This window comes from Klebsiella sp. Lac1 (assembly GCF_009825425.1).
GTDB lineage: Bacteria > Pseudomonadota > Gammaproteobacteria > Enterobacterales > Enterobacteriaceae > Klebsiella > Klebsiella electrica.
This window is the reverse complement of record NZ_VJZJ01000003.1, coordinates 539379-564048: the sequence shown is the minus strand read 5'-3', so window position 1 is coordinate 564048 and position 24670 is coordinate 539379. Positions and strand designations below refer to the sequence as shown.

The window sequence follows — 24670 nt, the reverse complement described above, 5'->3', positions numbered from 1 at the left end:
TCTTTCATTGTTTGCAGGTTTTTTCCAACGATCTAAAGCATGAAATTGTGATCTTTGCACGGTTGTAAATATAGTTCACCGTCTACGCTTTTGAACATTGTTAAATTAAAAAATCATTTGTTCATACGAGGCGCGATGATGAAGCCACTGCTCGAAGCCCGTCAGATTCGCAAACAGTTCTCCGGTATCGCCGTGTTAAAGGACATTGATTTCACGCTCTTTTCCGGCCAGGTGCATGCGCTGATGGGCGGTAATGGCGCGGGAAAATCGACGCTGATGAAGATTATCGCCGGGGTGGAAACGCCCGATGGTGGTGAACTCATTCTTGGTGGCCGCGCTTTTGCGCGTCTCAACCCGGCGCTGGCTCATCAGCTGGGCGTTTACCTTGTTCCTCAGGAACCGATGCTGTTTCCCAACCTGACGGTTCGGGAAAATATTCTTTTCCGCCTGCCCGGACGGCCCGATAACAACGGGCGGCTGCAGGAGACGCTGCGGCAGCTGAACTGCCAGCTCAATCTGGAGGCGGTGGCCGGGACGCTGGAAGTGGCGGATCAGCAGATGGTGGAGATCCTGCGCGGTCTGATGCGCGATGCGCAGATCCTGATCCTCGATGAACCCACCGCTTCGTTAACCCCCGGCGAGACGGAGAGGTTGTTTCGTCAGATCCGCGCTCTGCAGGGGCTCGGCGTCGGTATTGTGTTTATCTCGCATAAGCTGCCGGAGATCCGTCAGATCGCCAGCCATATTTCGGTCATGCGCGACGGCGCGGTGGTGCTGAGCGGCGACACCGCGAGCTACAGCGACGCTGAGCTGATCGAGGCCATGACCCCCGGCGTGCGCGGACACGATCTCAGCGATACCCAGAAGCTATGGCTGGCGCTGCCGGGGAATCGCCGCACTCAGCCGCAGGATTTCCCGGTGCTGCGGGTGGACTCTCTGACCGGGGAAGGCTTTATCGATCTCAGTCTGGAGATCCGCGCCGGGGAGATCGTTGGCCTCGCCGGGCTGGTGGGATCCGGGCGCAGCGAATTTGCCGAGACGCTCTATGGCCTGCGCCCGCCACGAGCCGGTCGAATCTGGCTGGAAAACCGCGATATCAGTCGCGACAGCACGCGCGCGCGGCTCGCCAGCGGGCTGGTTTATCTGCCGGAGGATCGGCAGGTCTCGGGGCTGTTTCTCGATGCCCCGGTGCGCTGGAACACGGTGCTATTTAACCAGCCGTCGTGGTGGCAGCAGCGCCAGCGCGAAGCGGCGGTGGTGGAGCGCTACCACCGGGCGCTGGGCATCAAACTCAATCACAGCGATCAGACCGTGCGCACGCTCTCCGGCGGCAACCAGCAAAAGGTGCTGCTGGCCCGCTGTCTGGAAGCCAACCCGCTGCTGCTGATTGTCGATGAACCGACGCGCGGTGTGGATGTGTCCGCCCGGGCCGACATCTATCAACTGCTGAAAAGCGTCGCCGCGCAAAATGTGGCGGTGCTGATGATATCAAGCGATCTGGATGAGTTTGTCGGGCTGGCCGACCGGGTGGTGGTTATGCACCAGGGCCGGCAGAGCGGGGAGTTGCTGCGACAGGCGGTCACCGTCGATCGCATGATGACCCTGGCCTTTGGAGGGCAGTCATGAAAACGTTACTCCGAAACCGCGAGCTGAGCGCATTGCTGGCGATTCTGGCGCTCTTTGCGCTGCTGATTGCGCTCAACCCCGCCTGGTTCAACCTGCAAATTCTGGCGATGATTTTTGCCAGTTCGCAAATCCTCTGCCTGCTGGCGCTGGGGGCGACGCTGGTGATGCTGACCCGCAATATCGACGTCTCCGTCGGCTCGACCGTCGGCCTGAGCGCGATTGCGGTCGGCGCCGCGCTTAATAGCGGCTACGGCCTGACCGCAGCGATTGGCTTTGCGCTGGCGATTGGTGCGCTGGCGGGGGCCTTTAACGGCCTACTGGTGGTCGGTCTGCGTATTCCGGCGATTGTCGCGACGCTCGGCACCCTGGGGCTGTATCGCGGAATGATGCTGCTGTGGACCGGAGGCAAGTGGATCGAGGGGTTGCCCGATAGCCTGAAATCGCTTTCGGAACCGTTCTTCATCGGCGTGTCACCGTTGGGCTGGCTGGTGCTGGCGCTGCTGCTGAGCGGGGCCTGGCTGCTGGCACGCACCGCCTTTGGCCGCGATTTTTATGCCGTGGGCGATAACCTGGCCGCCGCGCGTCAACTGGGCGTCGCGGTCAACCGCACGCGGATGCTGGCCTTTACGCTCAATGGCATGCTGGCGGCCTGCGCCGGGATCGTCTTTGCCGCGCAGATTGGCTTTGTCCCCAACCAGACCGGCAGCGGGCTGGAGATGAAAGCGATCGCCGCCTGCGTGCTGGGCGGGATCTCGCTGCTCGGCGGGACCGGAACCCTCGTCGGCGCTTTTCTCGGCGCCTTTTTCCTCACCCAAATCGATACCGTACTGGTGCTGCTGCGGCTGCCGGCATGGTGGAACGACTTTATTGCCGGGCTGGTATTGCTGGGCGTGCTGGTGCTCGACGGGCGACTGCGCCAGGCGCTGGCGCGGCATCAGCGGGCGCTGAAGTACAGCCGTTTTCAGCCCGGCAACAAAGGGGGAAAGCACGTCACCCCGTTCGAAAAACGTAAAAACAAAGAGGTGGCGTAGATGAAACTCAACTGGGAAAGCGCGCTGCTGGCATTACTGGTGCTGGAGATCCTGCTGTTTGGGGCGATCAATCCGCGCATGCTGGATATCAACATGCTGCTGTTCAGCACCAGCGACTTTATCTGTATCGGTATTGTGGCCCTGCCATTGACCCTGGTTATCATCAGCGGCGGCATCGATATTTCGCTGGGCTCTACCATCGGCCTGTGCGCCATTGCGCTGGGGGTGATGATGCAGGCGGGCTGGCCGATGGCGCTGGCGATTCCACTCACTCTGGTCATTGGCCTGCTGTGCGGCCTGGTGAATGCCGCGTTGATTCACTACACCGGCATCAGCCCGCTGGTGATAACCCTCGGCACGCTGTACCTCTACGGCGGCGGGGCGCTGCTGCTTTCGGGGATGGCCGGGGCGACGGGCTATGAAGGGATTGGCGGCTTCCCCGATAGCTTTACCGCTTTTGCCAACCTGACGCTGTTTAGCCTACCGCTGCCGCTGGTGATGTTTGCCATCATCACCTTTTTCTTCTGGCTGCTGACCCATCGCGGGCGTTTTGGCCGCCACCTCTTTTTACTTGGACAAAACCCCAGAGCGGCACGCTATGCCGCGCTGTCGGTCAACGGCATGCCGTACGTGCTGTATGGCCTGGTGGGCGTGGCGTCGGCAATTGCCGCGCTGATTCTGGTCTCCTATTTCGGTTCGGCGCGTTCGGATTTAGGCCGCGACCTGCTGATGCCGGCGCTGACCGCCGCCGTGCTCGGCGGGGCGAATATCTATGGCGGGTCGGGTTCGATACTCGGTACGGCGCTGGCGGCACTGCTGGTGGGGTACCTGCAACAGGGTTTACAGATGGTCGGCATCCCCAACCAGGTGTCGAGCGCGCTGTCAGGGGCGCTGTTGGTTGTGGTGGTGATGGGGCGTTCGCTGAGTCTGCACCGCGAATGGGTGCGGATGACCTGGCGGCGTCTTCTCTCGCGTAAAACAATCGGAGCATAACACGATGAAAGCAAAACATATCCTGCAAATCAGTGCCCTGGCGCTGGCCATGAGTGTCGCGGTGGCTCAGGCGGCAGACCGCATCGCTTTTATTCCTAAGCTGGTCGGGGTGGGCTTCTTTACCAGCGGCGGCAACGGCGCGAAAGAGGCAGGCAAAGCGCTTGGCGTGGACGTTACCTACGACGGCCCGACCGAACCAAGCGTGTCCGGCCAGGTACAGCTGATCAACAACTTCGTCAATCAGGGCTACAACGCGATTATCGTCTCGGCGGTGTCGCCGGATGGCCTGTGTCCGGCGCTGAAGCGGGCGATGCAGCGCGGCGTGAAGGTCCTGACCTGGGACTCCGATACTAAACCCGAGTGCCGCAGCATCTACATCAACCAGGGCACTCCGCAGCAGCTCGGTGGCCTGCTGGTTGAGATGGCGGAAAAACAGGTAACCAAACCCGCCGCTAAAGTGGCGTTTTTCTACTCCAGCCCGACGGTGACCGACCAGAACCAGTGGGTGAAAGAGGCGAAAGCCAAAATCGCAAAAGAGCATCCGCAGTGGGAGGTGGTAACGACGCAGTTTGGCTATAACGACGCCACCAAATCCCTGCAAACCGCCGAGGGGATCTTAAAAGCGTATCCGGATCTCGACGCCATTATCGCCCCGGATGCCAACGCGCTGCCGGCCGCCGCGCAGGCGGCAGAGAACCTCAAGCGCCAGGGCGTGGCGATTGTCGGCTTCAGCACGCCGAATGTGATGCGCCCCTATGTTGAGCGCGGCACGGTAAAAGCCTTCGGCCTGTGGGATGTGGTGCAGCAGGGAAAAATTGCGGTGAACGTTGCCGATCGGCTGCTGAAAAAAGGCGATCTTAACGTTGGCGATAGCGTGGACATCAAAGATATCGGCACGTTAAAGGTTGAGCCAAACAGCGTGCAGGGCTACCAGTATGAAGCGAAAGGCAACGGTATCGTACTGCTGCCTGAGCGCGTGGTGTTCACCAAAGAGAACATCAATAACTACGATTTCTGATGGAGGATGAGATGGCAGATTTAGACGATATCAAAGAGGGAAAAGACTTCGGCTTTGATCGGCCGCAGAAGAATACGCTCTATACGTTGAAAGGCTGTGGCTCGCTGGAGTGGGGGATGCAGTCCCGGCTGGCGCGTATTTTTAATCCGCAGAGCAACCGTACGGTGATGCTGGCTTTCGATCACGGCTACTTCCAGGGGCCGACCACCGGGCTTGAACGTATCGATCTCTCTATCGCGCCGCTGTTTGAGGAGACCGACGTGCTGATGTGTACTCGCGGCGTGCTACGCAGCCAGGTTCCGGCGGCCACTAACAAGCCGGTGGTGCTGCGCGCGTCCGGCGGTAATTCTATTTTAAGCGAGCTCTCCAACGAGTGCGTTGCCGTGGCGATGGAAGATGCCCTGCGCCTCAACGTCTGCGCGGTGGCGGCGCAGGTTTATATTGGCAGCGAATATGAACACCAGTCGATCAATAACATCATTAAGCTGGTGGATGCGGGCAACCGTTACGGCATGCCGGTGCTGGCGGTGACCGGCGTGGGGAAAGAGATGACCCGCGATGCCCGCTATTTCTCGCTCGCCAGCCGCATTGCCGCCGAGATGGGGGCGCAGTTCGTCAAAACTTATTTTGTCGAAGAGGGCTTTGAAAAAGTCACCGCCAGCTGTCCGGTGCCGATTGTGATCGCCGGGGGCAAAAAGCTGCCGGAACATGAAGCGCTGGAGATGTGCTGGCGGGCGCTTGATCAGGGGGCGTCCGGCGTCGATATGGGGCGCAATATCTTCCAGTCCAGCGCGCCGCGGGCGATGTTAAAGGCGGTGAAAAAAGTGGTCCATGAGAATATGAGCGCCCGCGAGGCGTATCAGTTCTGGCAGGAAGAGAAACAGGGAGAGCGAAAATGAACGTGACGCTGGTGGAGATTAATATCAGGCCAGAGCGGGTGGCGGAGTTTCTCGACGTCTTTCGCGCTAACCATGAAGGGGCGCTGAAAGAGCCGGGCAACCTGCGTTTCGATGTGTTGCAGGACCCGGAGATGAAGACCCGTTTTTTTATCTATGAAGCCTATAAAGATGATGAGGCGGTGCTGGCGCATAAGAAAACCCCACACTACCTGGCCTGCGTGGAAAAGCTCGACGAGATGATGTCGGAACCGCGTAAGAAACGCAGTTTCGTGGGGTTATTGCCGGAATAGCCGTGCACCCTGGCCTGCGGGATCTCTGCGGCGAGCGGATTATCGCAGGCCATGCTTCTGGTGAGAGGGGAGTGCTTTAAACTTTCTTTTGTATCGTAGGTAGGGTTTACCGCAATGATAAACCGGACGGTGAGTACATTATCTTCGCGATGTATTCAACGTATTAATATATTCTGCAAGGAACTGTATATTTAAAAATGAATTAGCGCTCCTGGCGGTCTGGTACAAAATAAATAAATGTTTTTGGTTTGTTTTATTTGAGTTGTTTGTTTTTTTGCATACATTCGGGGTTAGCCATGCTGATAGTAAGGATACTCGATGAAAGCCTCGGACTATTTAAAGATGAAGTTGCAGAGCGACAGACAGCTAGCGGTGTATGGACAGCAGGGCGTAATCTCCACATGGAAAGCAATGAAGGGTATTGGTTCTGATATTTACTCTGGGGTTGAGCGGGTAAGCTGGTATTCTTCTTGTTTGCTCCCTCGCTACTATGATGTTTGCAATGAATTGGTTTCTGAAGAACAACGTATGCACAAGTCGATTCTTTCTGTTTTTCGCTATCATGACGTGATAGGTCATATGTTCTACCTCTATTTTGAAATGGTCATTAACGATAGCAAAAATGGCAATCAGCAAGGCAGTATACGATACGTTGATTCCAGAGTGACAGAAATTGCCACCAAGGTACCGGTTGGAAGGGCAACACGCTTTGCATTGGCTCTGTCTCTTGCGAAAGCGTTTTCCGCATCAGATTTAGTATCGGATGCTGTCATTAAGCGTCTGTCAAGACGCACACCGGCAATCGTCATGGCTCTTCAGCTCTTTGGTACTGAGCAAAAATGTGCTCTTGCCGCGCGACAACTAAAAACACTTGATCCAACGTATTACGCAATCCTTTACAATGCACAAGTTGAAATGTTGTATTACTTTATCGAGTCCATTCTTTCGGATATTATCAAAAAATATCAAATGCAATTCTATAATAACTATGATGAGCTTTATGATTATCTGAAGAGCCACTACCATGTTTAAAAGCTTGCTATCCATCCTCTTTACGGAAATTCTTTTCCCCGTTTGGGTATTTGCAAGCGCATCCCTTTTTCTGTATTTGGTTCCTGAGTACTGGTTTATATTGACTGTCATTTCATTCATACTGTTGATTATCGTCCATCCGATTTTATTCGGACGATTCGATAAGTACGATAAATAATTTCTACGAAAAGGATTTTTATGTCTAATCCAGCCTATTTATGGTTAACGGATGAAAATGGTTCACCGATGGTCGGCCCGTCGCTGGTATCAGGTCGTGAAGGGGCTATCGAGCTGAAATCGTTTACCCATAACGTCAATATTCCGATTGACGGCAATACCGGAAAGTTGACCGGCACGCGTATTCATATGCCGATTATGTTTCAGAAGGAATTTGACCGTGTCACTCCCATGCTTTACCGGGCGTTAAGTACCGGGAGAACTTTGCAATCTGCGATGTTCAAACTGTATCAGATTATTGAGGCCGGGTTAGAGCAGGAGTACTTCAATATTATTCTTGAAAATGTAAAGCTGACATCAATCACGCCGGATTTATACCCAGGGGCAGATACCGGAACGCATCTTGAAACGGTGCTTATGCGCTATGAAAAAATTACCTGGAAGCATTGCGATGGCAATATTATCTATACAGACTCATGGAATGAGCGTGCGACATATTAACCGTACAGGCAAACGGCATATGACATGAAGGTGAAAGTCGGGCAGTACCGCATTTGTCTGGCCGATATGACGGAATGGCAGGCGTAAAAAGGCCCGGCGAACATCGTTTTCGCCGGGCTTTTGCTGACTATCTTCAGGCTTGCTCCACAGCCACCCGCAGGGCTGCCAGCGCTTTACCCGCCGCTTTGATGACCTGTTCACACTGCTCAATCGTCAGCGTCAGCGGTGGTTCAATACGAATGGTTTTGGCATTATTCAATGTTCCGGCCACCAGCACCCGCTGGCGGAACATCTCGCTGGCGAAGTTGTAGCCGATTTCGTTATCCACGAACTCAATCGCCATCAGCATTCCTTTACCACGAACTTCATTCACCAGATCCGGGTACTCGCGGGCCAGTTGACGGAAACCGTCCAGCAGCAGATCGCCTTTCTGTTCCGCCTGGGCCGGCAGATTCTGCGTCAGCAGGACGTTAATGGTGGCCAGCGCCGCGGCACAGGCCAGCGGGTTGCCGCCGAAGGTGGTGGTGTGCAGGAACGGGTTGTCGAACAGCACTGAAAACACCTCTTCGGTCGCCACCGTCGCGCCAATCGGCATCACGCCGCCGCCGAGCGCTTTGGCGAGGCACAGAATGTCCGGCTGGACGTTCTCGTGCTCGCAGGCAAACATTTTGCCGGTACGCCCCATGCCGGTCTGCACTTCGTCGAGGATCAGCAGCGCGCCAAACTCATCGCACAGCTTACGCACCGCGGGCAGGTAGCCGGGCGGCGGCAGGATCACTCCCCCTTCGCCCTGTATCGGCTCAAGGATCACCGCCGCGACATCATCACCGGTTTTCTTACACTCGCTCAGCAGCGTACGCATCGCGTTGATGTCGCCGAACGGTACGTGACGGAATCCCGGCAGCAGCGGCATAAAAGGCTTACGGAAAGTGGATTTGGCGGTAGCCGAGAGCGCGCCCAGCGATTTACCGTGGAAGGCGCCGCTGGTGGCAACAAACGTAAATTTACCGCGCGGAGACTGGTAGGCTTTAGCGAGCTTCAATGCCGCTTCGACCGACTCTGTGCCGCTGTTACAGAAGAAGCTGTATTTCAGTTTGCCGGGCGTTAAGGCCGCCAGCGTTTTTGCCAGCATGGCCCGCAGCGGGTCAAGCAGTTCCTGGCTATGAAGAGGTTGTTTAGCGAGCTGATGCTCGACGGCGGAAATCACAACTGGATTACGGTGCCCTACATTAAAAATACCAAAGCCACCCAGGCAATCGACAAACTCTTGTCCCTGAGTGTCGACAAGCGTATTTAACCCTCCCGCTTGCCACTCTACGGCTCCGTAATCCCCGCCAGCAGTAACCGATTTTCGGTACTCTAAAAAACCGGGATTCACATGCTCTTTAAAATATTCCCTGACCTCCTGGTTAAGTGCTTTCATTTCCTCATGATCAAGCGTGCGCTTCTCAATGAGATTCAGTGCGTGTGCGCTACAGGCCAGAGCCGATGCGCTGGAAGGTAACCTGTTCAAAGTGAGCTCCTGGGACGGGCGTATCACATGATACTGAATTAAGTATTGCAGGGATTACGCCACTTCGGCACGGCAGCTGAAAATCGGGATAAACGCAGCGCGAAAACGCATTTGTGCGAAATTTAATCTCACAGCGATATTTTTGGCATGTTTTACTCCTGAACGGGCGAGGCAATCGACCGGGAGTATTCCGCCGCGTGCGTCGCGGCGGTGCAGGTTGCCCAAAATGGGGGCAGGGGAAGAGACTCCGCGAGATTAATCGAGCTGGGAAATCTCCATCGCCGCGCGGTCAATAACGGCGACAATCTGCTTCAGCTGGGCTTCGCTGAGGGGCTGCTGGTTAACTTTTAAATCCAGTACGGCTTTAAAGTTTTCCAGCGCCCGCTTCATTTGCGGGTTTTTACGCAGCTCGCAGCCGACCATACGGGCCTGCAAACGTTCCTGGATATGGCCGAGCTGTTCCAGATTCCCGGCATGCAGAAGGCTGCCCTCTGCGGTTATGGCGATTTTTTTGCGGCCATTTTCCTCTTCGACGCTGATAAGCCCCTGATCCTGAAGGAGATCGAGGGTTGGATAGATCACGCCCGGACTTGGGCTGTAGTTGCCCTGGGTCAGGTTTTCTATCTCTTTAATCAGCTCGTAGCCATGGCTGGCGTTGCGGGTGAGGATGTCGAGGATCACCAGACGCAGTTCGCCGTGACCAAAGAAACGCTGGCGGCGTCCACCACCGCCGCCCCGGCGGCCATGCTCCCCGCGTTCGCCGTGTTCACCGTGGCGTCCACGACCTTCTTCATGATGATGTCGCATAGTTTGCTCCTGTTTTTTTTGATATATCTAATTTATATCTAAATTTTATATCTTAGCAAGTCAGAAGAATGATTATTTTATAATGATATGATTTATTTGTTTTATTTTTGGTTTTTGTACTTTATTGCTTTTTGCTATTGTTATATCAAAAAAGAGTTGCATTCCTTTTTAATAGCAATCATTATCATTTGCGGAAGATTTAGATATATCGATAAATTTCACGAAGGCGAATGACGATGATAAAAACGAAACAACCTCAGTACCCGCAGCGCGTTCGTAATGCGCTGCGTTTTCGCGAGTTAACCGTGCTGCGCGTTGAGCGCGTTGGCACCGCCTTCCAGCGTATTGTGCTGGGCGGAGACGCGCTGGAGGGATTCGTCTCTCAGGGGTTTGACGACCATACCAAACTCTTTTTTCCACAAGCCGGCACCACGTTTACGCCGCCGCAGGTGACGGAAGAGGGCATTAACTGGGGCGAGGGCCCACGTCCGGCAACCCGTGATTACACGCCGCTGTATGATGCCGAACGGCATGAACTGGCGTATGACTTCTTTATTCACGACGGCGGTATTGCCAGCCGCTGGGCGCTGGCGGCAAACGTCGGCGATAAGCTGGTGATTGGCGGCCCGCGCGGTTCGCTGGTGGTGCCGGAAGATTACGCCTGGCAGCTGTATGTTTGTGATGAATCCGGGATGCCTGCGCTACGCCGCCGCCTGCTGGACCTCAGCCGTCTGCCCGTGCGCCCGCAGGTGACGGCGCTGGTGACGATCGGCGAGGCGTCGTATAAAGATTATCTCGCGGATCTGCAGGACTTTCAGATTGAGTGGAACGTCGGCCATCATTCGTCCGTGGTGGCCGAACGTCTGGCGCAGGTTAGCGTACCTGCGGAAGATTACTTTATCTGGGTGACCGGTGAAGGTGAGGTGGTGAAAACACGACTCGGTCGGTTTGAAAATGACGAAATTGACCCGCAGCTGGTGCGCTCCCAGGCCTACTGGCACCGTAAATAGGCCGGATTGCGGCAGGAGCGAGCCCCGGGATGCGGCGTTAACGCCTTGCCGGGCTACCAGACGGCCAGGTTGTTGCACCGGCTGGCGGCCATCGTTCCTTCAGTGACCTCGGCGATGAGGCGGGGCGCTGATTAAAAAGAATTGAGACATCACGCTTGCAGGAGATTGAGTGAAAACAGAATCCCCGGAGGCGTGAAGAATCAAGTACAGAGAGTCACGAAGAGAACGTCAGGCGCGGATCACGCGTTTTCCGGCGACATCCAGCGTAAGGGATTCACCATCGCGTATCGGCTGCAGGGCATCTCCCTGCTGGTACAGGCAGACGATCCCGGCCTGACGGGCGATGATCGCGCCGTGAGATGCCTCGCTTCCTGCCCGCAGACAGATCCCCTTGACCAGGCGAGGATCCAGCTGCAGGACGCTGGAAGGAAAGAGATCGTCGGCGATGATAATCGTCGGCTCATGCACCGCCAGCGGCTCTTCGCTGCCGCCTTGCAGATGGCGCAAAGTCCGGTGCAGCAGATCGTCGACATCAATATAGCGCGCCTGCAGATAGGCATCGTCCAGCTGGCGATACTGCTGGCTGAGATCGGCCAGCACCTGATACCACGCCCACTCGGCATTGCATTGTTCCTGGCGCACGATATCGCGGGTGGCTTCATAGAGATCCGGGTCGTCGAGCAGCGTGTGGTGGCCGGAAAAAATGGCCGCGATATCGGCAGAATAGCGCTCTTCCGCCAGCGTGGTCAGCGCATTGAGATCGTCCAGCGTCTGGCCGATCGCCTGCTGCAGGCGTCGCTGTTCGCTGGCGATGTCGGCACCGGTTTGCCGGACTGGCCGGAGGGCAGGCAGCGGGTAGCGGAGCGCTTTTCCCTGCACGCGCGAGACGGGAGGAGTAAAGACCGCGGGCGCGGCGTCCGGCAGCTCGCCAAAGTTCTCCGCCGCCAGCGCCTGAAATGCCGCCAGCGCCGCTTCGGCATCCGGCCCGCGGGCCAGCAGCCTTAATGTATCGTTGCAGCGTACCTGCAACAGGGCAATCTGGTTAATGCTGTCCGGTGAGACACATTTGCCGCCTTTCTCCAGTACCAGCTCGGCATTGAATCCGGATAACGCGGCAACCAGCCGCGATGCCGGACGAACGTGTAAGCCGTTATGGTTTTTAATCACCACGGAGACGGACTCGCCGCTCAGATCGTCGGCCATCGGCGTGGCCTCGGGACCGTTCTGGGCGAGCGATGGTAATCCCAGCTGTACGCGCTTAGCTTCCAGGGCGCTCATGGCGTCGGCGATCACTTTATCGATATCCGATCCGCTGGCGGCGCTGACCGTTGCCGCCAGCGTGCCTTCGACCAATGGCGCGGCGCACAGGCGAACCTTCGCCGCGATTGCCGGATCGAGGAGATCCAGCGCGGTTTCCGCGCTGAGCAGGGCGCTGCCGATATCCATCATCACCAGCACGTGGTCGGTATCGGCAACGGATTCAATGGCCTCCATCACCTTAATGGGATCGGTGCCGATCGGGTTTTGCGGATCGTCAATGCCGGCGGCGATCGCCAGCTTACAGCCATCGCCTGTTAACATCTGCCGGGCCAGTTCTCCGACACCTTCGCCCAGTCGGGCGCTATGAGAAACAATCACCAGGTTTACCATCGCGTTATCCTTACTCTTTGGCTGCGGCAGCCAGTTCCTGAATCATGAACATCACCGAGGTTGCACCCGGATCCTGATGCCCGATGCTGCGTTCGCCGAGGTAGCTGGCGCGGCCTTTGCGGGCCTGCATGGTGATAGTGGAACGGGCGGCTTCCTCTGCCTGTGTCGCGGCGGCATCCAGCGCATGCTGAACCGACAGGTGCTGTTCGCTGGACTGGCGCAGTGACTCGACAACCGCAAGCCAGGCGTCGCACATGGTTTTATCGCCGGGTTCCGCTTTCCCCCGGTTGACCACCCCGTCCGCCCCTTCGCGCATCATCTGGTGTAGCTCGTCGAGGGTCAGACTCTGGTGCGCCTGCGTCACCTGGGCTGCGCGAATAAAGAAGGTGCCGAACAGCGGGCCGCTGGCGCCGCCGACGTTGGAGAGCAGCGTCATTCCGGTGTTCTTAAGAATAAAACCGATGTCTTTATCGGCAATGGACGGCAGTTTTTCCACCACCTTGCTGAAGCCGCGATACATATTCAGACCGTGGTCGGCATCGCCAATCTCTTTATCCAGGCCGGTCAGAAAATCTTTCTCTTTGGTAAAAATGTCGCCGCAGCGATAGAGCCAGTTAACGATTTGCGTTCTGTTCAGTGACATGTCGTGCTCCTTAATGGCCCCAGTTCAGCGCCGGGGTATGAACGGGGGCGTCCCATAATGCCAGCGTGTCGTCATCGACTTTCAGCAGAGTGAGGGAGAAGCCCACCATATCCAGCGAGGTACAGTAGCTGCCGATGAGGTTGCGCTCGATAGTGATGCCGCTCTCCGCGCAGCGCGTGGTCAGGCGGTTGTATACGCCGTACAGCTCCGACAGCGGGGTAGCGCCAAGGTTATTGACCAGCGCGATAACGCGGTCGCCCTTCTGCAACGCCTGTTTGCTTTGCGTGACGTCCTGCCAGCTCCCTTTGACGGTATCCCACTGACGCAGCGTGCGGCTGTAGGTGCCGTTCTCCAGGAGGGTGTCGAACATCTCATCGACGGTGCAGTCGAGAGAACTGAAGGGGCGGCGGTCAATACCCGGCTCGCCGTGGATACCAACGCCGAACTCCATCTCATTATCCTGTAATTCAAATGACGGTTGTCCGGCGGCTGGCACGGTGCAGGCGCCCAGCGCCACCCCGATGGAGTGGCCGAGGTTGTTAAGCTTGCGGCCCAGCGCCGCGCAGGCTTCCAGCGAATCGCCGCGTTCGGCGGCTGCCCCAACCAGTTTTTCAATCAGCACGGTGTTGGCGACGCCGCGGCGTCCGGCGGTGTAGAGGCTGTCTTTGACCGCCACGTCGTCATCGATCACCACGGTAGTCACCTTGACGCCGCTTTCGTGCAGCAGTTCGGTGGCGGTTTCGAAATTAAGGATATCCCCGGTGTAGTTTTTGATGAGCAGCAGCACGCCTTCGCCGCCGTCGATATGCATCGCACACTCGAACATTTTATCCGGGGTCGGGGAGGTGAAAATCTCGCCCGGGCAGGCACCGGCAAGCATACCTTTGCCAATATAGCCGCAGTGCATCGGCTCATGTCCGCTGCCGCCGCCGGAGAGCAGCGCCACTTTCCCGGCGACCGGCGCATCGGCGCGGGTGACATACACCGGATCCTGATGCAGCGTTAATTCAGGATGGGCTCTGGCGAGGCCCAGTAGTTGTTCACTCAGGACATCTTCGACACGGTTAATCAGTTTTTTCATTATTTATGCTCCGTCGGCGTGATGCGGCCTCTCTACTCACAGAGGCGGTCATCGTGTAGGGGATCGTCTGGCGTGAAGAACCACCCGGCGACGTTATGATTCTGGCTGAGTTAACGGAAAAAAAAATGTCGTGCAAACGAGTTTCATAACGGAACATGCTTATTTATTTTTGTTCCGTTATGAAACGTCATCGGCGAGGAAAAGGGAGAAATGCGAGCTAAGGCTATTTTTTCGCCCCGTGGTCATCTGTGGCAACCGGGGGGCTGCGGATGCGTTTCTCAGTTTTTTTTCTGCTGCCGATGCTACCCATGTTGGCAGATTATCCGTTTTTTTGTGGCATGACGGTGAATGGACGGATCGGGATCGCAATCCCACCATTTTCCGCTAACTAATGTTCCAATATGGAACGCTAAAAAATATTCTCTGTTTCATATCAGAACAAAAACGGGAAAAATTTTTTTGTTCACCGCTCGCCCTACAGTGTTTGCATCGCTCCGGTCACGATTCGTTTCCGCCATGAACCGCAGGCAGAACAGGATGACGCCAGGGCTCATCATGTAAAACATGTACTTATTTGAGGGTGAAAGGAATGCTAAAAGTTATTCAATCTCCGGCCAAATATCTTCAGGGTCCTGACGCATCGACGCTTTTTGGCCAGTATGCTAAAAATCTGGCGGACAGCTTTTTTGTCATTGCCGATGACTTCGTGATGAAGCTGGCGGGGGACAACGTACTCAATGGTTTGCATAACCACGGTTTAAGCTGCCACGCCGCCCGTTTTAACGGCGAATGCAGCCACGCGGAGATCAACCGCCTGATTGCCATTCTGCAGCAGCACGGCTGCCGCGGCGTGGTAGGGATTGGCGGCGGGAAGACGCTTGATACCGCTAAAGCTATTGGCTTCTACCAGAAGCTGCCGGTAGTGGTGATCCCGACGATTGCCTCTACCGATGCGCCAACCAGCGCGCTGTCGGTTATCTACACCGAAGCTGGCGAGTTTGAAGAGTATCTGATCTATCCGAAAAACCCGGATATGGTGGTCATGGATACGGCGATCATTGCCAAAGCGCCGGTGCGCCTGCTGGTGGCCGGGATGGGCGATGCGCTCTCGACCTGGTTTGAAGCGAAGGCCTGCTTTGACGCCAGGGCGACCAGCATGGCCGGCGGACAGTCCACGGCGGCGGCGTTGAGCCTGGCTCGCCTGTGTTATGATACGCTGCTGGCCGAAGGCGAAAAAGCGCGCCTGGCGGCGCAGGCTGGCGTGGTGACGGATGCGCTGGAGCGGATTGTCGAAGCCAACACCTACCTCAGCGGCATTGGGTTTGAAAGCAGCGGTCTTGCGGCGGCGCACGCCATTCATAACGGCTTCACCATTCTCGAAGAGTGCCATCATCTGTACCACGGCGAAAAAGTGGCGTTTGGCACCCTGGCGCAGCTGGTGCTGCAAAACAGTCCGCTGGAAGAGATTGAAACGGTGCTGGGCTTCTGCCAGAAAGTCGGTCTGCCGGTGACCCTGGCGCAAATGGGCGTCAAAGAGGGCATTGAAGGGAAAATTCAGGCGGTCGCGCAAGCGACCTGCGCGGAAGGCGAAACGATCCATAACATGCCATTCCCGGTGACGGCCGACCAGGTTTACGCCGCGATCCTGACGGCCGATTTGCTCGGCCAGCAGTGGCTGGCGCGCTAACGTCTCGCTAAGCTGCTTTTTGCAGGGAGAAGCGTGTGCCCCCTCCGGCTGTTTCTGTCGGAGGGGTTATCTATTTTAAACAGCGGAAAAGGACATGGCGGCGCAGACTCCGGACTCCGGAAAAACAGTATCTTCCGTTATCAGTCAGTCATGGCAGCGTTGCAGCCGGTTTATGCCACGGGAGACCTGGCATAAACCGCATCAGGCGCAGGGGCTGACCTTCGAATCGATCTGCCGACGTAAAACCGCGCTGCTGACCATCGGTCAGGCGGCGCTGGAAGATGCCTGGGAGTTTATGGATAACCGACCCTGCGCATTGTTTATTCTTGATGAGTCCGCCTGTATTCTCAGCCGCTGCGGCGAACCGCAGACGCTGGCGCAGCTCGCGGAACTCGGTTTTCTTGAGGGCAGCTACTGCGCGGAAAGCATTATCGGCAGCTGCGCGCTCTCGCTGGCCTCGATGCTGGGGCAACCGGTGAAAACCACCGGTGAGCAACATTTTAAACAGGCGCTGCACGGGTGGTCATTTAGCTCCACGCCGGTGTTTGATAATCACGGTCGCCTGTTTGGATCCATCTCGCTGTGCTGTTTGACCGGGCAGCAGGCCTCCTCTGATTTGTCTCTGACGCTGGCTATCGCCCGGGAAGTGGGCAACTCGCTGTTGACCGACAGCCTGCTGGCTGAATCGAACCGCCATCTCAACCAGATGTATGGCCTGCTGGAAAGCATGGATGACGGCGTGATGGCGTGGAATGAGCAGGGGGTATTGCAGTTTCTTAACGTCCAGGCCGCGACGCTCCTGCACCTGGATGCCCAGACCAGCCAGGGAAAAAATATTAATGAACTGGTGACGCTGCCGGCCCTGCTGCGCCGGGCGATTAAGCACGCGCGCGCCCTGAACCATGCGGAAGTGACGTTTGAGAGCCAGCATCAGTTTATCGATGCCGTCATTACCCTCAAGCCGATCGTCGAAGAGCAGGGCAACAGTTTTATTTTACTGCTGCATCCGGTGGAGCAGATGCGCCAGCTGATGACCAGCCAGTTAGGGAAAGTGAGCCACACTTTGGCGCAGATGTCCGCGGACGACCCGGAAACGCGACGGCTGATTCATTTTGGCCGTCAGGCGGCGCGGGGCGGTTTTCCGGTCCTGCTCTGCGGGGAAGAGGGGGTGGGTAAAGAGCTACTCGCCCAGGCTATTCATAATGAAAGCGAACGGGCGGACGGTCCCTATATTGCGGTCAACTGTCAGCTGTATGCCGACAGCGTGCTGGGCGAGGATTTTATGGGCAGCGCGCCGACCGATGACGAAAACGGGCGCCTGAGTCGCCTGGAGCTGGCCAGCGGCGGCACTCTGTTTCTGGAGAAAATAGAGTACCTCGCTCCGGAGCTGCAGTCCGCGCTGCTGCAGGTGATTAAGCAGGGGGTGTTAACCCGCCTCGATGCCCGACGCCTGATTCCGGTGGATGTTAAGGTGATTGCCACCACCACCGTTGATCTGGCTAATCTGGTGGAGCAGAACCGCTTTAGTCGCCAGCTTTATTACGCGCTGCACTCGTTTGAGATAGTCATTCCGCCGCTGAGATCGCGGCGCAACAGCATTCCCTCGCTGGTGCACAACCGCCTGCGTAGCCTGGAGAAGCGCTTTTCATCGCGCCTGCAAGTGGACGACGATGCCCTGGCGCAGCTGGTGAACTACTCCTGGCCCGGCAATGACTTTGAGTTAAACAGCATTATTGAAAATATCGCCATCAGCAGCGATAACGGCCATATCCGCCTGAGCAACCTGCCGGAATATCTCTTTTCCGAGCGGCCGGGCGGCGATACCGCCTCGCCCCTGCTGCCTGCCAGCCTGACCTTCAGCGCTATTGAAAAAGAGGCCATTATCCATGCCGCCCGCGTCACCAGCGGCCGGGTACAGGAGATGTCCCATCTGCTCAATATCGGGCGCACGACGCTGTGGCGCAAAATGAAGCAGTACGATATCGACGCCAGCCAGTTCAAGCGCAAAATCCACGATTAGTTTTCCGCGCTCTCCGCGATTCAGGGGCCGCAATTGCCGTTAACCGGGTATTAGCTGTCGGTCACGGTGTTTATGGACTTATCGGGCAGAAAAACGCCATGCAAACGTTTGACTGAGGTCTGAATCAAAGAAAGGCAACGATCTCTTTGATATCGCCGCGGACTTGGGTCCATATTATAAACATGTTCATCACATGGTTAATTTTAAGGATAAGAGCATGCCAACAGCGATAGATAAAGCATTAGATTTTATTGGTGGTATGAACACATCGGAACCGGTCCCGGCTTCAATGGATGAAAGTACGACCAAGGGCATTTTAAAATATCTCCATGAGTTAGGCGTTCCGGCTAGCGCGGACGACGTCATGGCTCGCGGTGAACAGGAAGGATGGAATTCCGGGTTCACCCATAAAGTGGCCGGATGGGCGGAGAAAATCGCCGCTGGCAACCGTATTGTGATTAAAAATCCAGAATACTTCTCTTCCTATATGCGGGAGCAGCTCCGGGAACGGGTGCAAGCGGCACATTTTGAAGATGCTGCACCATAGGATAAAAAAGGAGCAACGTTGTTAACGTCGCTCCTTATATTTTTTGCCGCCGCTGAACGGGCAGAGTAATTTGATATTGCCGCGCTAAGCGATGTATTGAGCATGACAGGAAATTCTGAACACCCGCAGCCAGCAATACATTCCTCTCATCGAGAAACGTTTATTCATCTCTTTTTTTTCGCGCCTGAACATGATGCGGTGCTTTCTGACGCTGATGAGCGATGAAACCGAAGACACCGCCATGCGCAGGGGGGCGGTATACCCGATGCGCATCGGGTGAAGATGACCTTCCCACTCAATAGCGAATCAATAGAGAAGGTCTGCCGTGGTTATTTAACAGCGGGTGTTTTCCAGCTATCAAGTTTTGCCTTTGACCATGAGCCATAAGCCGCATTAGGAAGAACAATCCAGTCAACGCCGAAATGCTGTGCGTTTGATTCAACCAACTGACGTTGCTCCTCGGTGGGCTTTTTATTTTTAAATTGAGCGGCAAAATCTGGCAGGCTGTCGCCAAACAGCATAATGATCTGCTGGTTTTTCATGATGGCCTGGCGACGTTCTTCTTTGGTTCCTGTATCAAGAAGGACGCTCTCTTCAGAGACCTGCGGCAGGCCGAGAGATTTTAGAGTATTGAGCGTGTCCGTTTTGTTTTCATTAGTTCGGTCAGATACATAGTAAATACGAACGTTGTGGTGAGCCACATTATCAAGGAAAGCTTTTGCTCCTGGGATCAGACCCGGATTACCCTGTTTTTCCCAGTCGCCCCAGGTATCCCATTTTGTATAGTCATGACACTGTTCCATGTCCCGTGCCAACAATGGTGTGTTGTCGAGCACCGTTTCATCAAGATCCATTACGACGGCGTATTTTTCCGGTGCTTTCAGTCCATTGACTTTTTCGTTAAAACGTTCGGTGGCAAAGCGATATGTCTGAATCTGAAGCGCCATAACTTCAGCCGATTTTTGCTGATATCGAAGGGCCATTTCATAAGCCTTTGGTTCGCACAGTTTGTTATCAGCGGCGACTGCTGATGCACTTAAGACAGGTAACGCCAGCATCAGAGCTTTAATCATTGAATTCACAGTTTATTCCTTACATGGTGCTCAAAATGGCGAAAGAATAATTGCCTTATGTGACAAAAAAATGAATGCCCTGTGAGAAGGCATTGTGGGCCATAAGCATGAATGTGCAGCAATCCGGAGGTCGTTATTATTGGGGCGCTAAAAACAGGACAATGAGAAAGATAAGGCTTTGATCCTTCTCTTGATTCTCTTTGGGTTGCGAAAGAATTGTGCCGCCTGCGGCTTCTTGCCGGCGCTTGCGGTGTCTGGCGGGGCAACGTTGGTTTTTTACCACCGAGCATGTGATTTATATTCTGCTTAACTCACTGATGGCACCTCGACAGCACCTCCTGAGAAAAGCAAAAGGGCCGGCGATTTCTCGCCAGCCCTTGCGGTGTCTGGTGGCCCCTGCTGGACTTGAACCAGCGACCAAGCGATTATGAGTCGCCTGCTCTAACCACTGAGCTAAGGGGCCGTGGCGAGGGATTATAAAGTAACTGGCAGACGCAATCCAGCGCAAAACGCACGGCTGCTGTTTTTATAAACAATGCATTTTCAATCCTTTATAATCACCTTTTAGGCATTGAGCGGGGGAAAGATGATTAACGACATTCTGGCACCGGACCTGAGGGTGGTCTTTTGCGGCATTAATCCGGGGAAGTCCTCTGCCCATACCGGTTTTCATTTCGCGCATCCGGGCAATCGTTTCTGGAAAGTGATCTACCAGGCTGGCTTTACCGACCGTCTGTTGAAGCCGGAAGAGGAGCTGCAGCTGCTCGATACGCGCTGTGGGATTACGATGCTGGTGGAACGCCCGACGGTTCAGGCCAGCGAGGTCGCCTTGCAGGAGTTACGCAGCGGCGGGCGGGATCTGGTGCTGAAAATTGAACAGTATCAGCCGCAGGCGCTGGCGATTCTCGGCAAACAGGCCTTTGAGAAAGCGTTTCAGGTACGCGGCGCGCGCTGGGGCAAGCAGCAGGTGACCATCGGCGATACGGAGGTGTGGGTGCTGCCAAACCCCAGCGGATTGAACCGGGCGACGCTGGATAAGCTGGTGGAGGCGTATCGCGAACTGGATGATGCGCTGGCATCGCGAGGTCGCTAGCCTGTCGTAAGTACCGGCACCGACAGTCTCTGATGCTAACAGAGTGAACAGAAGGCAAAAAAAAAGCTCCCCGCAGGGAGCTTTTTCTGTTTCCGGCAACGATTAATCGTCGAGGAAGCTACGCAGCACTTCAGAACGGCTCGGGTGACGCAGCTTGCGCAGCGCCTTCGCTTCGATCTGACGGATACGTTCGCGGGTAACGTCGAACTGTTTGCCGACTTCTTCCAGCGTGTGGTCGGTATTCATATCGATACCGAAACGCATACGCAGAACCTTCGCTTCACGGGCGGTCAGGCCTGCCAGCACATCGTGAGTGGCGGCACGCAGGCTTTCCGTGGTCGCCGAGTCCAGCGGCAGCTCGAGGGTGGTATCCTCGATGAAATCGCCCAGATGTGAATCTTCATCGTCGCCGATCGGCGTTTCCATGGAGATTGGCTCTTTGGCAATTTTCAGCACTTTACGAATTTTATCTTCCGGCATCAGCATGCGTTCAGCCAGCTCTTCCGGCGTCGGCTCACGACCCATTTCCTGCAGCATCTGGCGGGAGATACGGTTGAGTTTGTTGATGGTCTCAATCATATGCACCGGAATACGGATGGTGCGCGCCTGATCCGCGATAGAGCGGGTGATCGCCTGACGGATCCACCAGGTCGCGTAGGTGGAGAACTTGTAACCGCGACGATATTCAAACTTATCAACCGCTTTCATCAGGCCAATGTTACCTTCCTGAATCAGATCGAGGAACTGCAGGCCACGGTTGGTGTATTTCTTGGCGATAGAGATAACCAGACGTAAGTTCGCTTCAACCATCTCTTTCTTCGCGCGGCGGGCTTTCGCTTCACCGATAGACATACGACGGTTGATATCTTTAACCTGATCGATGGTCAGGCCGGTTTCTTCTTCAATCTGCTGTAGCTTCTGCAGGCCGCGCTGAACGTCTTCTTTGACGTCGTGCAGCTTTTCAGACCACGGCTTGTTCATGGCGACAGCCGCGTTGAACCAGGTTTCGCTGGTTTCGTTGCCGGTGAACAGGGTGATGAAGTTTTTCTTCGGCATTTTGCACTGTTCGACGCACAGTTTCATGATGATGCGTTCCTGAGTACGGACTCTGTCCATCATGCTACGCATGCTGCCGACCAGGTAATCGAACTGTTTCGGTACCAGGCGGAACTGTTTGAACACTTCGGACAGCTTGAGAATTTCTTCCTGAGCTGCGGCGTGGCTACGGCCTTTTGCTTTGATAGTATCGCGGGTCAGCTCGTACTGCGTACGCAGCTCGGCGAATTTCTCACGCGCCAGCTCAGGGTCGATGCTGTTGTCGTCATCGCTGCTGTCGTCGTCATCGTCTTCATCTTCGTCTTCGTCGTCATCCATCTCTTCCTGAGAGAGTTCAGAGCCGACGTGCGTCGCGGTTGGCGCCAGGTCTTCTTCGGCGTTCGGATCGACGAAACCGGTAATCAGGTCAGACAGGCGCGCTTCTTCAGCTTCAACGCGGTCGTACTGCTCCAGCAGATAGGTAATGGCTTCCGGATATTCAGCAACGGAGCACTGAACCTGGTTGATCCCATCTTCAATACGCTTGGCGATGTCGATTTCGCCTTCACGAGTCAGCAGTTCTACGGTACCCATTTCACGCATATACATGCGCACCGGATCGGTTGTACGTCCGATTTCAGATTCCACGCTGGACAACACCTGCGCAGCAGCTTCTTCTGCATCTTCGTCGGTGTTGTTGCTGTTTTCAGCCAGCAGCAGATCATCGGCATCCGGTGCTTCTTCCATCACCTGAATGCCCATGTCATTGATCATTTGGATGATGTCTTCGATCTGATCGGAGTCGACGATATCTTCCGGCAGATGGTCATTGACCTCGGCATAGGTCAGATAGCCTTGCTCCTTACCACGTTGGACAAGAAGCTTCAGCTGTGACTGCGGGTTTTGCTCCATAAGACGGTATCCACACTTAATTCGTTTGATTGGTGTCGACAGACAAACTGCCAACATTTAAAGCGAGGGCGTACTTATATTATTGCCGCTGCGCCTCAGCGCGGCTGTCGGGGGCTTCCCGAACGATATTCGGCACTTAAGCCGTGCAATTCATTTTTTTGCCAGCTCCTGACTGATGGTCCAGAGTTCCCGGCGTTCTTCACTGCTTAAACCGTGTGTACGGTCGCGGGCTATCAACTCTTCTTGCCGCAGTTCCAGCAGTGAATCAAACATATGGTTGAGCGCGTCGGTGAAGGTTTTTTCCGCGATATCTTTATCTGCTATATCGTCCCACATCGACAGTTTTTCAAGGGTTGCGGCCTCATTTGTACCGCGATACTGCTCTAAAAGTTGCCCGGTGGTCAGACCTGGCTGAGACAAACAGGTTTTGACCAGTTCGCTGAACAGGCCAAGCCCGGGCATTTTGCGCTGATCCAGGCCCTCTAAAGGCGGAACCAGCGGCGCCAGATCCGGGTTTTGCACCAGCAGTCCTATCAGTATACGCATGGTCGTGCGTTTTAGCTGCGGCGCGGGGCGCGGAGTACCACTTTCTGTCTGTTTAGGCATTAAACGTTCAAGCTGAGCGTCATCTAAAATCCCCAGCTTGTTGCCCAGCTCCTGGCGCAAATAAATGCGCAGCGTTTCACCCGGTACCTGGGTGATGAGCGGCAGCGCTAAAGTACTGAGCTGTGCGCGCCCGTCCGGGGTGCTCAAGTCGACCTGCGGCAGCAGGCTGTTGAACAAAAACGTGGAGAGCGGCTGAGCCTGCTCCATCCGCGCTTCAAATGCCGCTTTCCCCTCTTTACGCACCAGCGTATCCGGGTCTTCGCCGTCGGGCAGAAACATAAAGCGTAGCTGACGACCGTCGGTCATGTACGGCAGCGCCGTTTCCAGCGCACGCCAGGCGGCATCGCGGCCAGCCCGGTCGCCGTCATAACAGCAGATGACCTGATTGGTCGCCCGGAACAAAAGCTGAATATGGTCGGCGGTGGTCGAGGTCCCCAGCGACGCGACGGCGTAGTTGATGTCGAACTGCGCCAGCGCCACAACGTCCATATAACCTTCGACAACCAGCAAACGCGGTGGTTCGGTGTTATCCTGCTGTGCTTCATACAGGCCGTACAGCTGACGACCCTTATGGAAAATATCGGTTTCCGGGGAGTTAAGGTACTTCGGCAGGGCATCGCCCAGCACGCGGCCACCAAAACCAATCACCCGGCCTCGCTTATCGCGGATAGGGAACATGACCCGTTCGCGGAAGCGGTCGTAACTGCGCCCCTTATCGTTGGTCACCAGCATGCCGGCATCGATAAGCGACTGGCGGTTTTCTTGATTGCCGCCAAAACGTTTTAAGACGTTATCCCAACCGGGCGGGGCGTAGCCAATCGCGAAGCGCGCAATGACCTCACTGCTTAAGCCACGTTTCGCCAGATACTGGCGCGCAGGGTCGGCGGCGGGTTGCATCAGAGACTGTTGATAAAACGCATTCAGGCCGTCCATCAATTGATAGAGACTCTGCCGCTGATGGCGCTCTATTTGACTCGGTCCGTTGCCTGCTTCGTATGGCACTTCGAGGTTGTGCATGGCGGCCAGCTCTTCAACCGTCTCCACGAACTCGAGTTTGTCGTAGTTCATCAGGAAGTCGACAGCGTTGCCGTGCGCACCGCAACCAAAGCAGTGATAAAACTGTTTTTCACCGTTGACGGTAAAAGAGGGGGTTTTTTCGTTATGGAATGGACAGCACGCGTGGTAGTTCTTGCCCTGCTTTTTGAGCTTTACCCGCGCGTCGATGAGATCGACGATGTCGGTGCGCGCCAGCAGATCATTGATAAATACGCGTGGGATTCGTCCAGCCATAGGCCCCGTAAACTATACACACGATCATCAGACGGTCTCAGCATAGGCTGAACACGTTCTTTCATGATGCTGTGTATCTGCTAATGCATAAACGAAAATAAGCCGCGCATTCCTTCCGGAAGCACGGCCTTACAAC

21 protein-coding genes and 1 tRNA gene are annotated in these 24670 nt (G+C 55.6%); 13 read left to right on the top strand and 9 right to left on the bottom strand.

The genetic code is table 11. The features are described 5' to 3' along the window. The first annotated feature begins 138 nt into the window (after positions 1-138). From lsrA to FNY10_RS21655, 8 genes are all read left to right on the top strand, one after another. Positions 139-1626, top strand: coding sequence for an autoinducer 2 ABC transporter ATP-binding protein LsrA (gene lsrA / locus FNY10_RS21690; RefSeq protein WP_131048506.1), 1488 nt, complete (start codon positions 139-141; stop codon positions 1624-1626). Then, a complete protein-coding gene (lsrC, locus tag FNY10_RS21685; protein ID WP_100686369.1) occupies positions 1623-2657 on the top strand; it encodes an autoinducer 2 ABC transporter permease LsrC in 1035 nt (344 codons plus the stop codon). Before lsrA ends, lsrC begins: the two co-directional genes overlap by 4 nt. Beyond that, positions 2658-3650 (top strand): autoinducer 2 ABC transporter permease LsrD, encoded by a 993-nt coding sequence (gene lsrD / locus FNY10_RS21680; protein WP_160704408.1) that lies wholly within the window; start codon positions 2658-2660, stop codon positions 3648-3650. A 4-nt stretch (positions 3651-3654) separates the two neighbouring features. After that, entirely contained in the window at positions 3655-4668 is a 1014-nt protein-coding gene (lsrB, locus tag FNY10_RS21675; RefSeq protein WP_131048508.1) for an autoinducer 2 ABC transporter substrate-binding protein LsrB, read from the top strand. 11 nt (positions 4669-4679) lie between these two features. Continuing rightward, complete coding sequence (lsrF, locus tag FNY10_RS21670; RefSeq protein ID WP_160704410.1) at positions 4680-5567, top strand: 3-hydroxy-5-phosphonooxypentane-2,4-dione thiolase; 888 nt, start codon at positions 4680-4682, stop codon at positions 5565-5567. Then, entirely contained in the window at positions 5564-5857 is a 294-nt protein-coding gene (gene lsrG / locus FNY10_RS21665; protein ID WP_131048509.1) for a (4S)-4-hydroxy-5-phosphonooxypentane-2,3-dione isomerase, read from the top strand. The genes lsrF and lsrG overlap by 4 nt, the downstream gene beginning before the upstream one ends. A gap of 318 nt (positions 5858-6175) precedes the next feature. Beyond that, entirely contained in the window at positions 6176-6889 is a 714-nt protein-coding gene (locus tag FNY10_RS21660) for a hypothetical protein (protein WP_160704412.1), read from the top strand. Between the two features lie 198 nt (positions 6890-7087). Next, positions 7088-7567: an Hcp family type VI secretion system effector gene (locus FNY10_RS21655; RefSeq protein ID WP_004867872.1), complete on the top strand. Its 480-nt coding sequence runs from the start codon at positions 7088-7090 to the stop codon at positions 7565-7567. Between the two features lie 133 nt (positions 7568-7700). On the opposite strand, the gene ygjG is transcribed toward FNY10_RS21655, so the two are convergent. Together ygjG and FNY10_RS21645 are read right to left on the bottom strand one after the other, a co-directional pair. Next, positions 7701-9080 carry a putrescine aminotransferase gene (gene ygjG / locus FNY10_RS21650; RefSeq protein WP_202395451.1) on the bottom strand — a complete coding sequence of 460 codons (1380 nt, stop codon included), beginning with the start codon at positions 9078-9080 and terminating at the stop codon, positions 7701-7703. 255 nt (positions 9081-9335) lie between these two features. Next, complete coding sequence (locus tag FNY10_RS21645) at positions 9336-9887, bottom strand: PadR family transcriptional regulator (protein ID WP_100686359.1); 552 nt, start codon at positions 9885-9887, stop codon at positions 9336-9338. A gap of 236 nt (positions 9888-10123) precedes the next feature. Here FNY10_RS21645 and FNY10_RS21640 point away from each other — a divergent pair, with 236 nt between their 5' ends. Then, positions 10124-10897 carry a siderophore-interacting protein gene (locus FNY10_RS21640; RefSeq protein WP_160704417.1) on the top strand — a complete coding sequence of 258 codons (774 nt, stop codon included), beginning with the start codon at positions 10124-10126 and terminating at the stop codon, positions 10895-10897. Positions 10898-11125: 228 nt separating this feature from the next. Here the strand turns inward: FNY10_RS21640 and dhaM are convergent, their stop codons facing one another. Genes dhaM through dhaK form a run of 3 tightly spaced genes read right to left on the bottom strand, consistent with a single transcriptional unit; the run spans position 11126 to position 14271 of the window. After that, positions 11126-12547 (bottom strand): dihydroxyacetone kinase phosphoryl donor subunit DhaM, encoded by a 1422-nt coding sequence (dhaM, locus tag FNY10_RS21635; RefSeq protein WP_160704419.1) that lies wholly within the window; start codon positions 12545-12547, stop codon positions 11126-11128. A gap of 10 nt (positions 12548-12557) precedes the next feature. Beyond that, positions 12558-13190: a dihydroxyacetone kinase subunit DhaL gene (gene dhaL, locus FNY10_RS21630; protein ID WP_131048515.1), complete on the bottom strand. Its 633-nt coding sequence runs from the start codon at positions 13188-13190 to the stop codon at positions 12558-12560. Between the two features lie 10 nt (positions 13191-13200). After that, a complete protein-coding gene (gene dhaK, locus FNY10_RS21625) occupies positions 13201-14271 on the bottom strand; it encodes a dihydroxyacetone kinase subunit DhaK (protein WP_131048516.1) in 1071 nt (356 codons plus the stop codon). 589 nt (positions 14272-14860) lie between these two features. On the opposite strand from dhaK, the gene FNY10_RS21620 reads away from it, so the two are divergent. The 3 genes from FNY10_RS21620 (at position 14861) to FNY10_RS21610 (ending at position 18525) form a co-directional block, all read left to right on the top strand. Beyond that, on the top strand, positions 14861-15958 hold the full coding sequence (locus FNY10_RS21620; protein ID WP_100686354.1) for a glycerol dehydrogenase: 1098 nt from the start codon (positions 14861-14863) through the stop codon (positions 15956-15958). Between the two features lie 94 nt (positions 15959-16052). Beyond that, complete coding sequence (gene dhaR, locus FNY10_RS21615; protein WP_160704421.1) at positions 16053-17978, top strand: dihydroxyacetone kinase operon transcriptional regulator DhaR; 1926 nt, start codon at positions 16053-16055, stop codon at positions 17976-17978. A 193-nt stretch (positions 17979-18171) separates the two neighbouring features. Further along, a complete protein-coding gene (locus FNY10_RS21610; RefSeq protein WP_160704423.1) occupies positions 18172-18525 on the top strand; it encodes a DUF1889 family protein in 354 nt (117 codons plus the stop codon). Between the two features lie 329 nt (positions 18526-18854). Here the strand turns inward: FNY10_RS21610 and FNY10_RS21605 are convergent, their stop codons facing one another. Further along, positions 18855-19598: a 5'-nucleotidase, lipoprotein e(P4) family gene (locus tag FNY10_RS21605; protein WP_202395484.1), complete on the bottom strand. Its 744-nt coding sequence runs from the start codon at positions 19596-19598 to the stop codon at positions 18855-18857. 387 nt (positions 19599-19985) lie between these two features. Then, a tRNA-Ile gene (locus tag FNY10_RS21600) sits at positions 19986-20061 on the bottom strand. A 123-nt stretch (positions 20062-20184) separates the two neighbouring features. On the opposite strand from FNY10_RS21600, the gene mug reads away from it, so the two are divergent. After that, entirely contained in the window at positions 20185-20691 is a 507-nt protein-coding gene (mug, locus tag FNY10_RS21595; RefSeq protein WP_100683536.1) for a G/U mismatch-specific DNA glycosylase, read from the top strand. A 102-nt stretch (positions 20692-20793) separates the two neighbouring features. Here the strand turns inward: mug and rpoD are convergent, their stop codons facing one another. Continuing rightward, the gene (gene rpoD, locus FNY10_RS21590; RefSeq protein WP_100683535.1) at positions 20794-22638 is read right to left on the bottom strand and encodes an RNA polymerase sigma factor RpoD; all 1845 of its coding nucleotides are present in this window, start codon (positions 22636-22638) and stop codon (positions 20794-20796) included. 150 nt (positions 22639-22788) lie between these two features. After that, positions 22789-24534: a DNA primase gene (gene dnaG, locus FNY10_RS21585; protein WP_160704425.1), complete on the bottom strand. Its 1746-nt coding sequence runs from the start codon at positions 24532-24534 to the stop codon at positions 22789-22791. Between the last annotated feature and the right edge of the window lie 136 nt (positions 24535-24670).

Bases quoted from the DNA above. Each gene is read 5' to 3' on its own strand.
- lsrA (WP_131048506.1), top strand. From the start codon at position 139: ATGAAGCCACTGCTCGAAGCCCGTCAGATTCGCAAACAGTTCTCCGGT.
- lsrC (WP_100686369.1), top strand. From the start codon at position 1,623: ATGAAAACGTTACTCCGAAACCGCGAGCTGAGCGCATTGCTGGCGATT.
- lsrD (WP_160704408.1), top strand. From the start codon at position 2,658: ATGAAACTCAACTGGGAAAGCGCGCTGCTGGCATTACTGGTGCTGGAG.
- lsrB (WP_131048508.1), top strand. From the start codon at position 3,655: ATGAAAGCAAAACATATCCTGCAAATCAGTGCCCTGGCGCTGGCCATG.
- lsrF (WP_160704410.1), top strand. From the start codon at position 4,680: ATGGCAGATTTAGACGATATCAAAGAGGGAAAAGACTTCGGCTTTGAT.
- lsrG (WP_131048509.1), top strand. From the start codon at position 5,564: ATGAACGTGACGCTGGTGGAGATTAATATCAGGCCAGAGCGGGTGGCG.
- FNY10_RS21660 (WP_160704412.1), top strand. From the start codon at position 6,176: ATGAAAGCCTCGGACTATTTAAAGATGAAGTTGCAGAGCGACAGACAG.
- FNY10_RS21655 (WP_004867872.1), top strand. From the start codon at position 7,088: ATGTCTAATCCAGCCTATTTATGGTTAACGGATGAAAATGGTTCACCG.
- FNY10_RS21645 (WP_100686359.1), bottom strand. From the start codon at position 9,887: ATGCGACATCATCATGAAGAAGGTCGTGGACGCCACGGTGAACACGGC.
- FNY10_RS21640 (WP_160704417.1), top strand. From the start codon at position 10,124: ATGATAAAAACGAAACAACCTCAGTACCCGCAGCGCGTTCGTAATGCG.
- dhaM (WP_160704419.1), bottom strand. From the start codon at position 12,547: ATGGTAAACCTGGTGATTGTTTCTCATAGCGCCCGACTGGGCGAAGGT.
- dhaL (WP_131048515.1), bottom strand. From the start codon at position 13,190: ATGTCACTGAACAGAACGCAAATCGTTAACTGGCTCTATCGCTGCGGC.
- dhaK (WP_131048516.1), bottom strand. From the start codon at position 14,271: ATGAAAAAACTGATTAACCGTGTCGAAGATGTCCTGAGTGAACAACTA.
- FNY10_RS21620 (WP_100686354.1), top strand. From the start codon at position 14,861: ATGCTAAAAGTTATTCAATCTCCGGCCAAATATCTTCAGGGTCCTGAC.
- dhaR (WP_160704421.1), top strand. From the start codon at position 16,053: ATGGCGGCGCAGACTCCGGACTCCGGAAAAACAGTATCTTCCGTTATC.
- FNY10_RS21610 (WP_160704423.1), top strand. From the start codon at position 18,172: ATGGTTAATTTTAAGGATAAGAGCATGCCAACAGCGATAGATAAAGCA.
- FNY10_RS21605 (WP_202395484.1), bottom strand. From the start codon at position 19,598: ATGATTAAAGCTCTGATGCTGGCGTTACCTGTCTTAAGTGCATCAGCA.
- mug (WP_100683536.1), top strand. From the start codon at position 20,185: ATGATTAACGACATTCTGGCACCGGACCTGAGGGTGGTCTTTTGCGGC.
- rpoD (WP_100683535.1), bottom strand. From the start codon at position 22,638: ATGGAGCAAAACCCGCAGTCACAGCTGAAGCTTCTTGTCCAACGTGGT.
- dnaG (WP_160704425.1), bottom strand. From the start codon at position 24,534: ATGGCTGGACGAATCCCACGCGTATTTATCAATGATCTGCTGGCGCGC.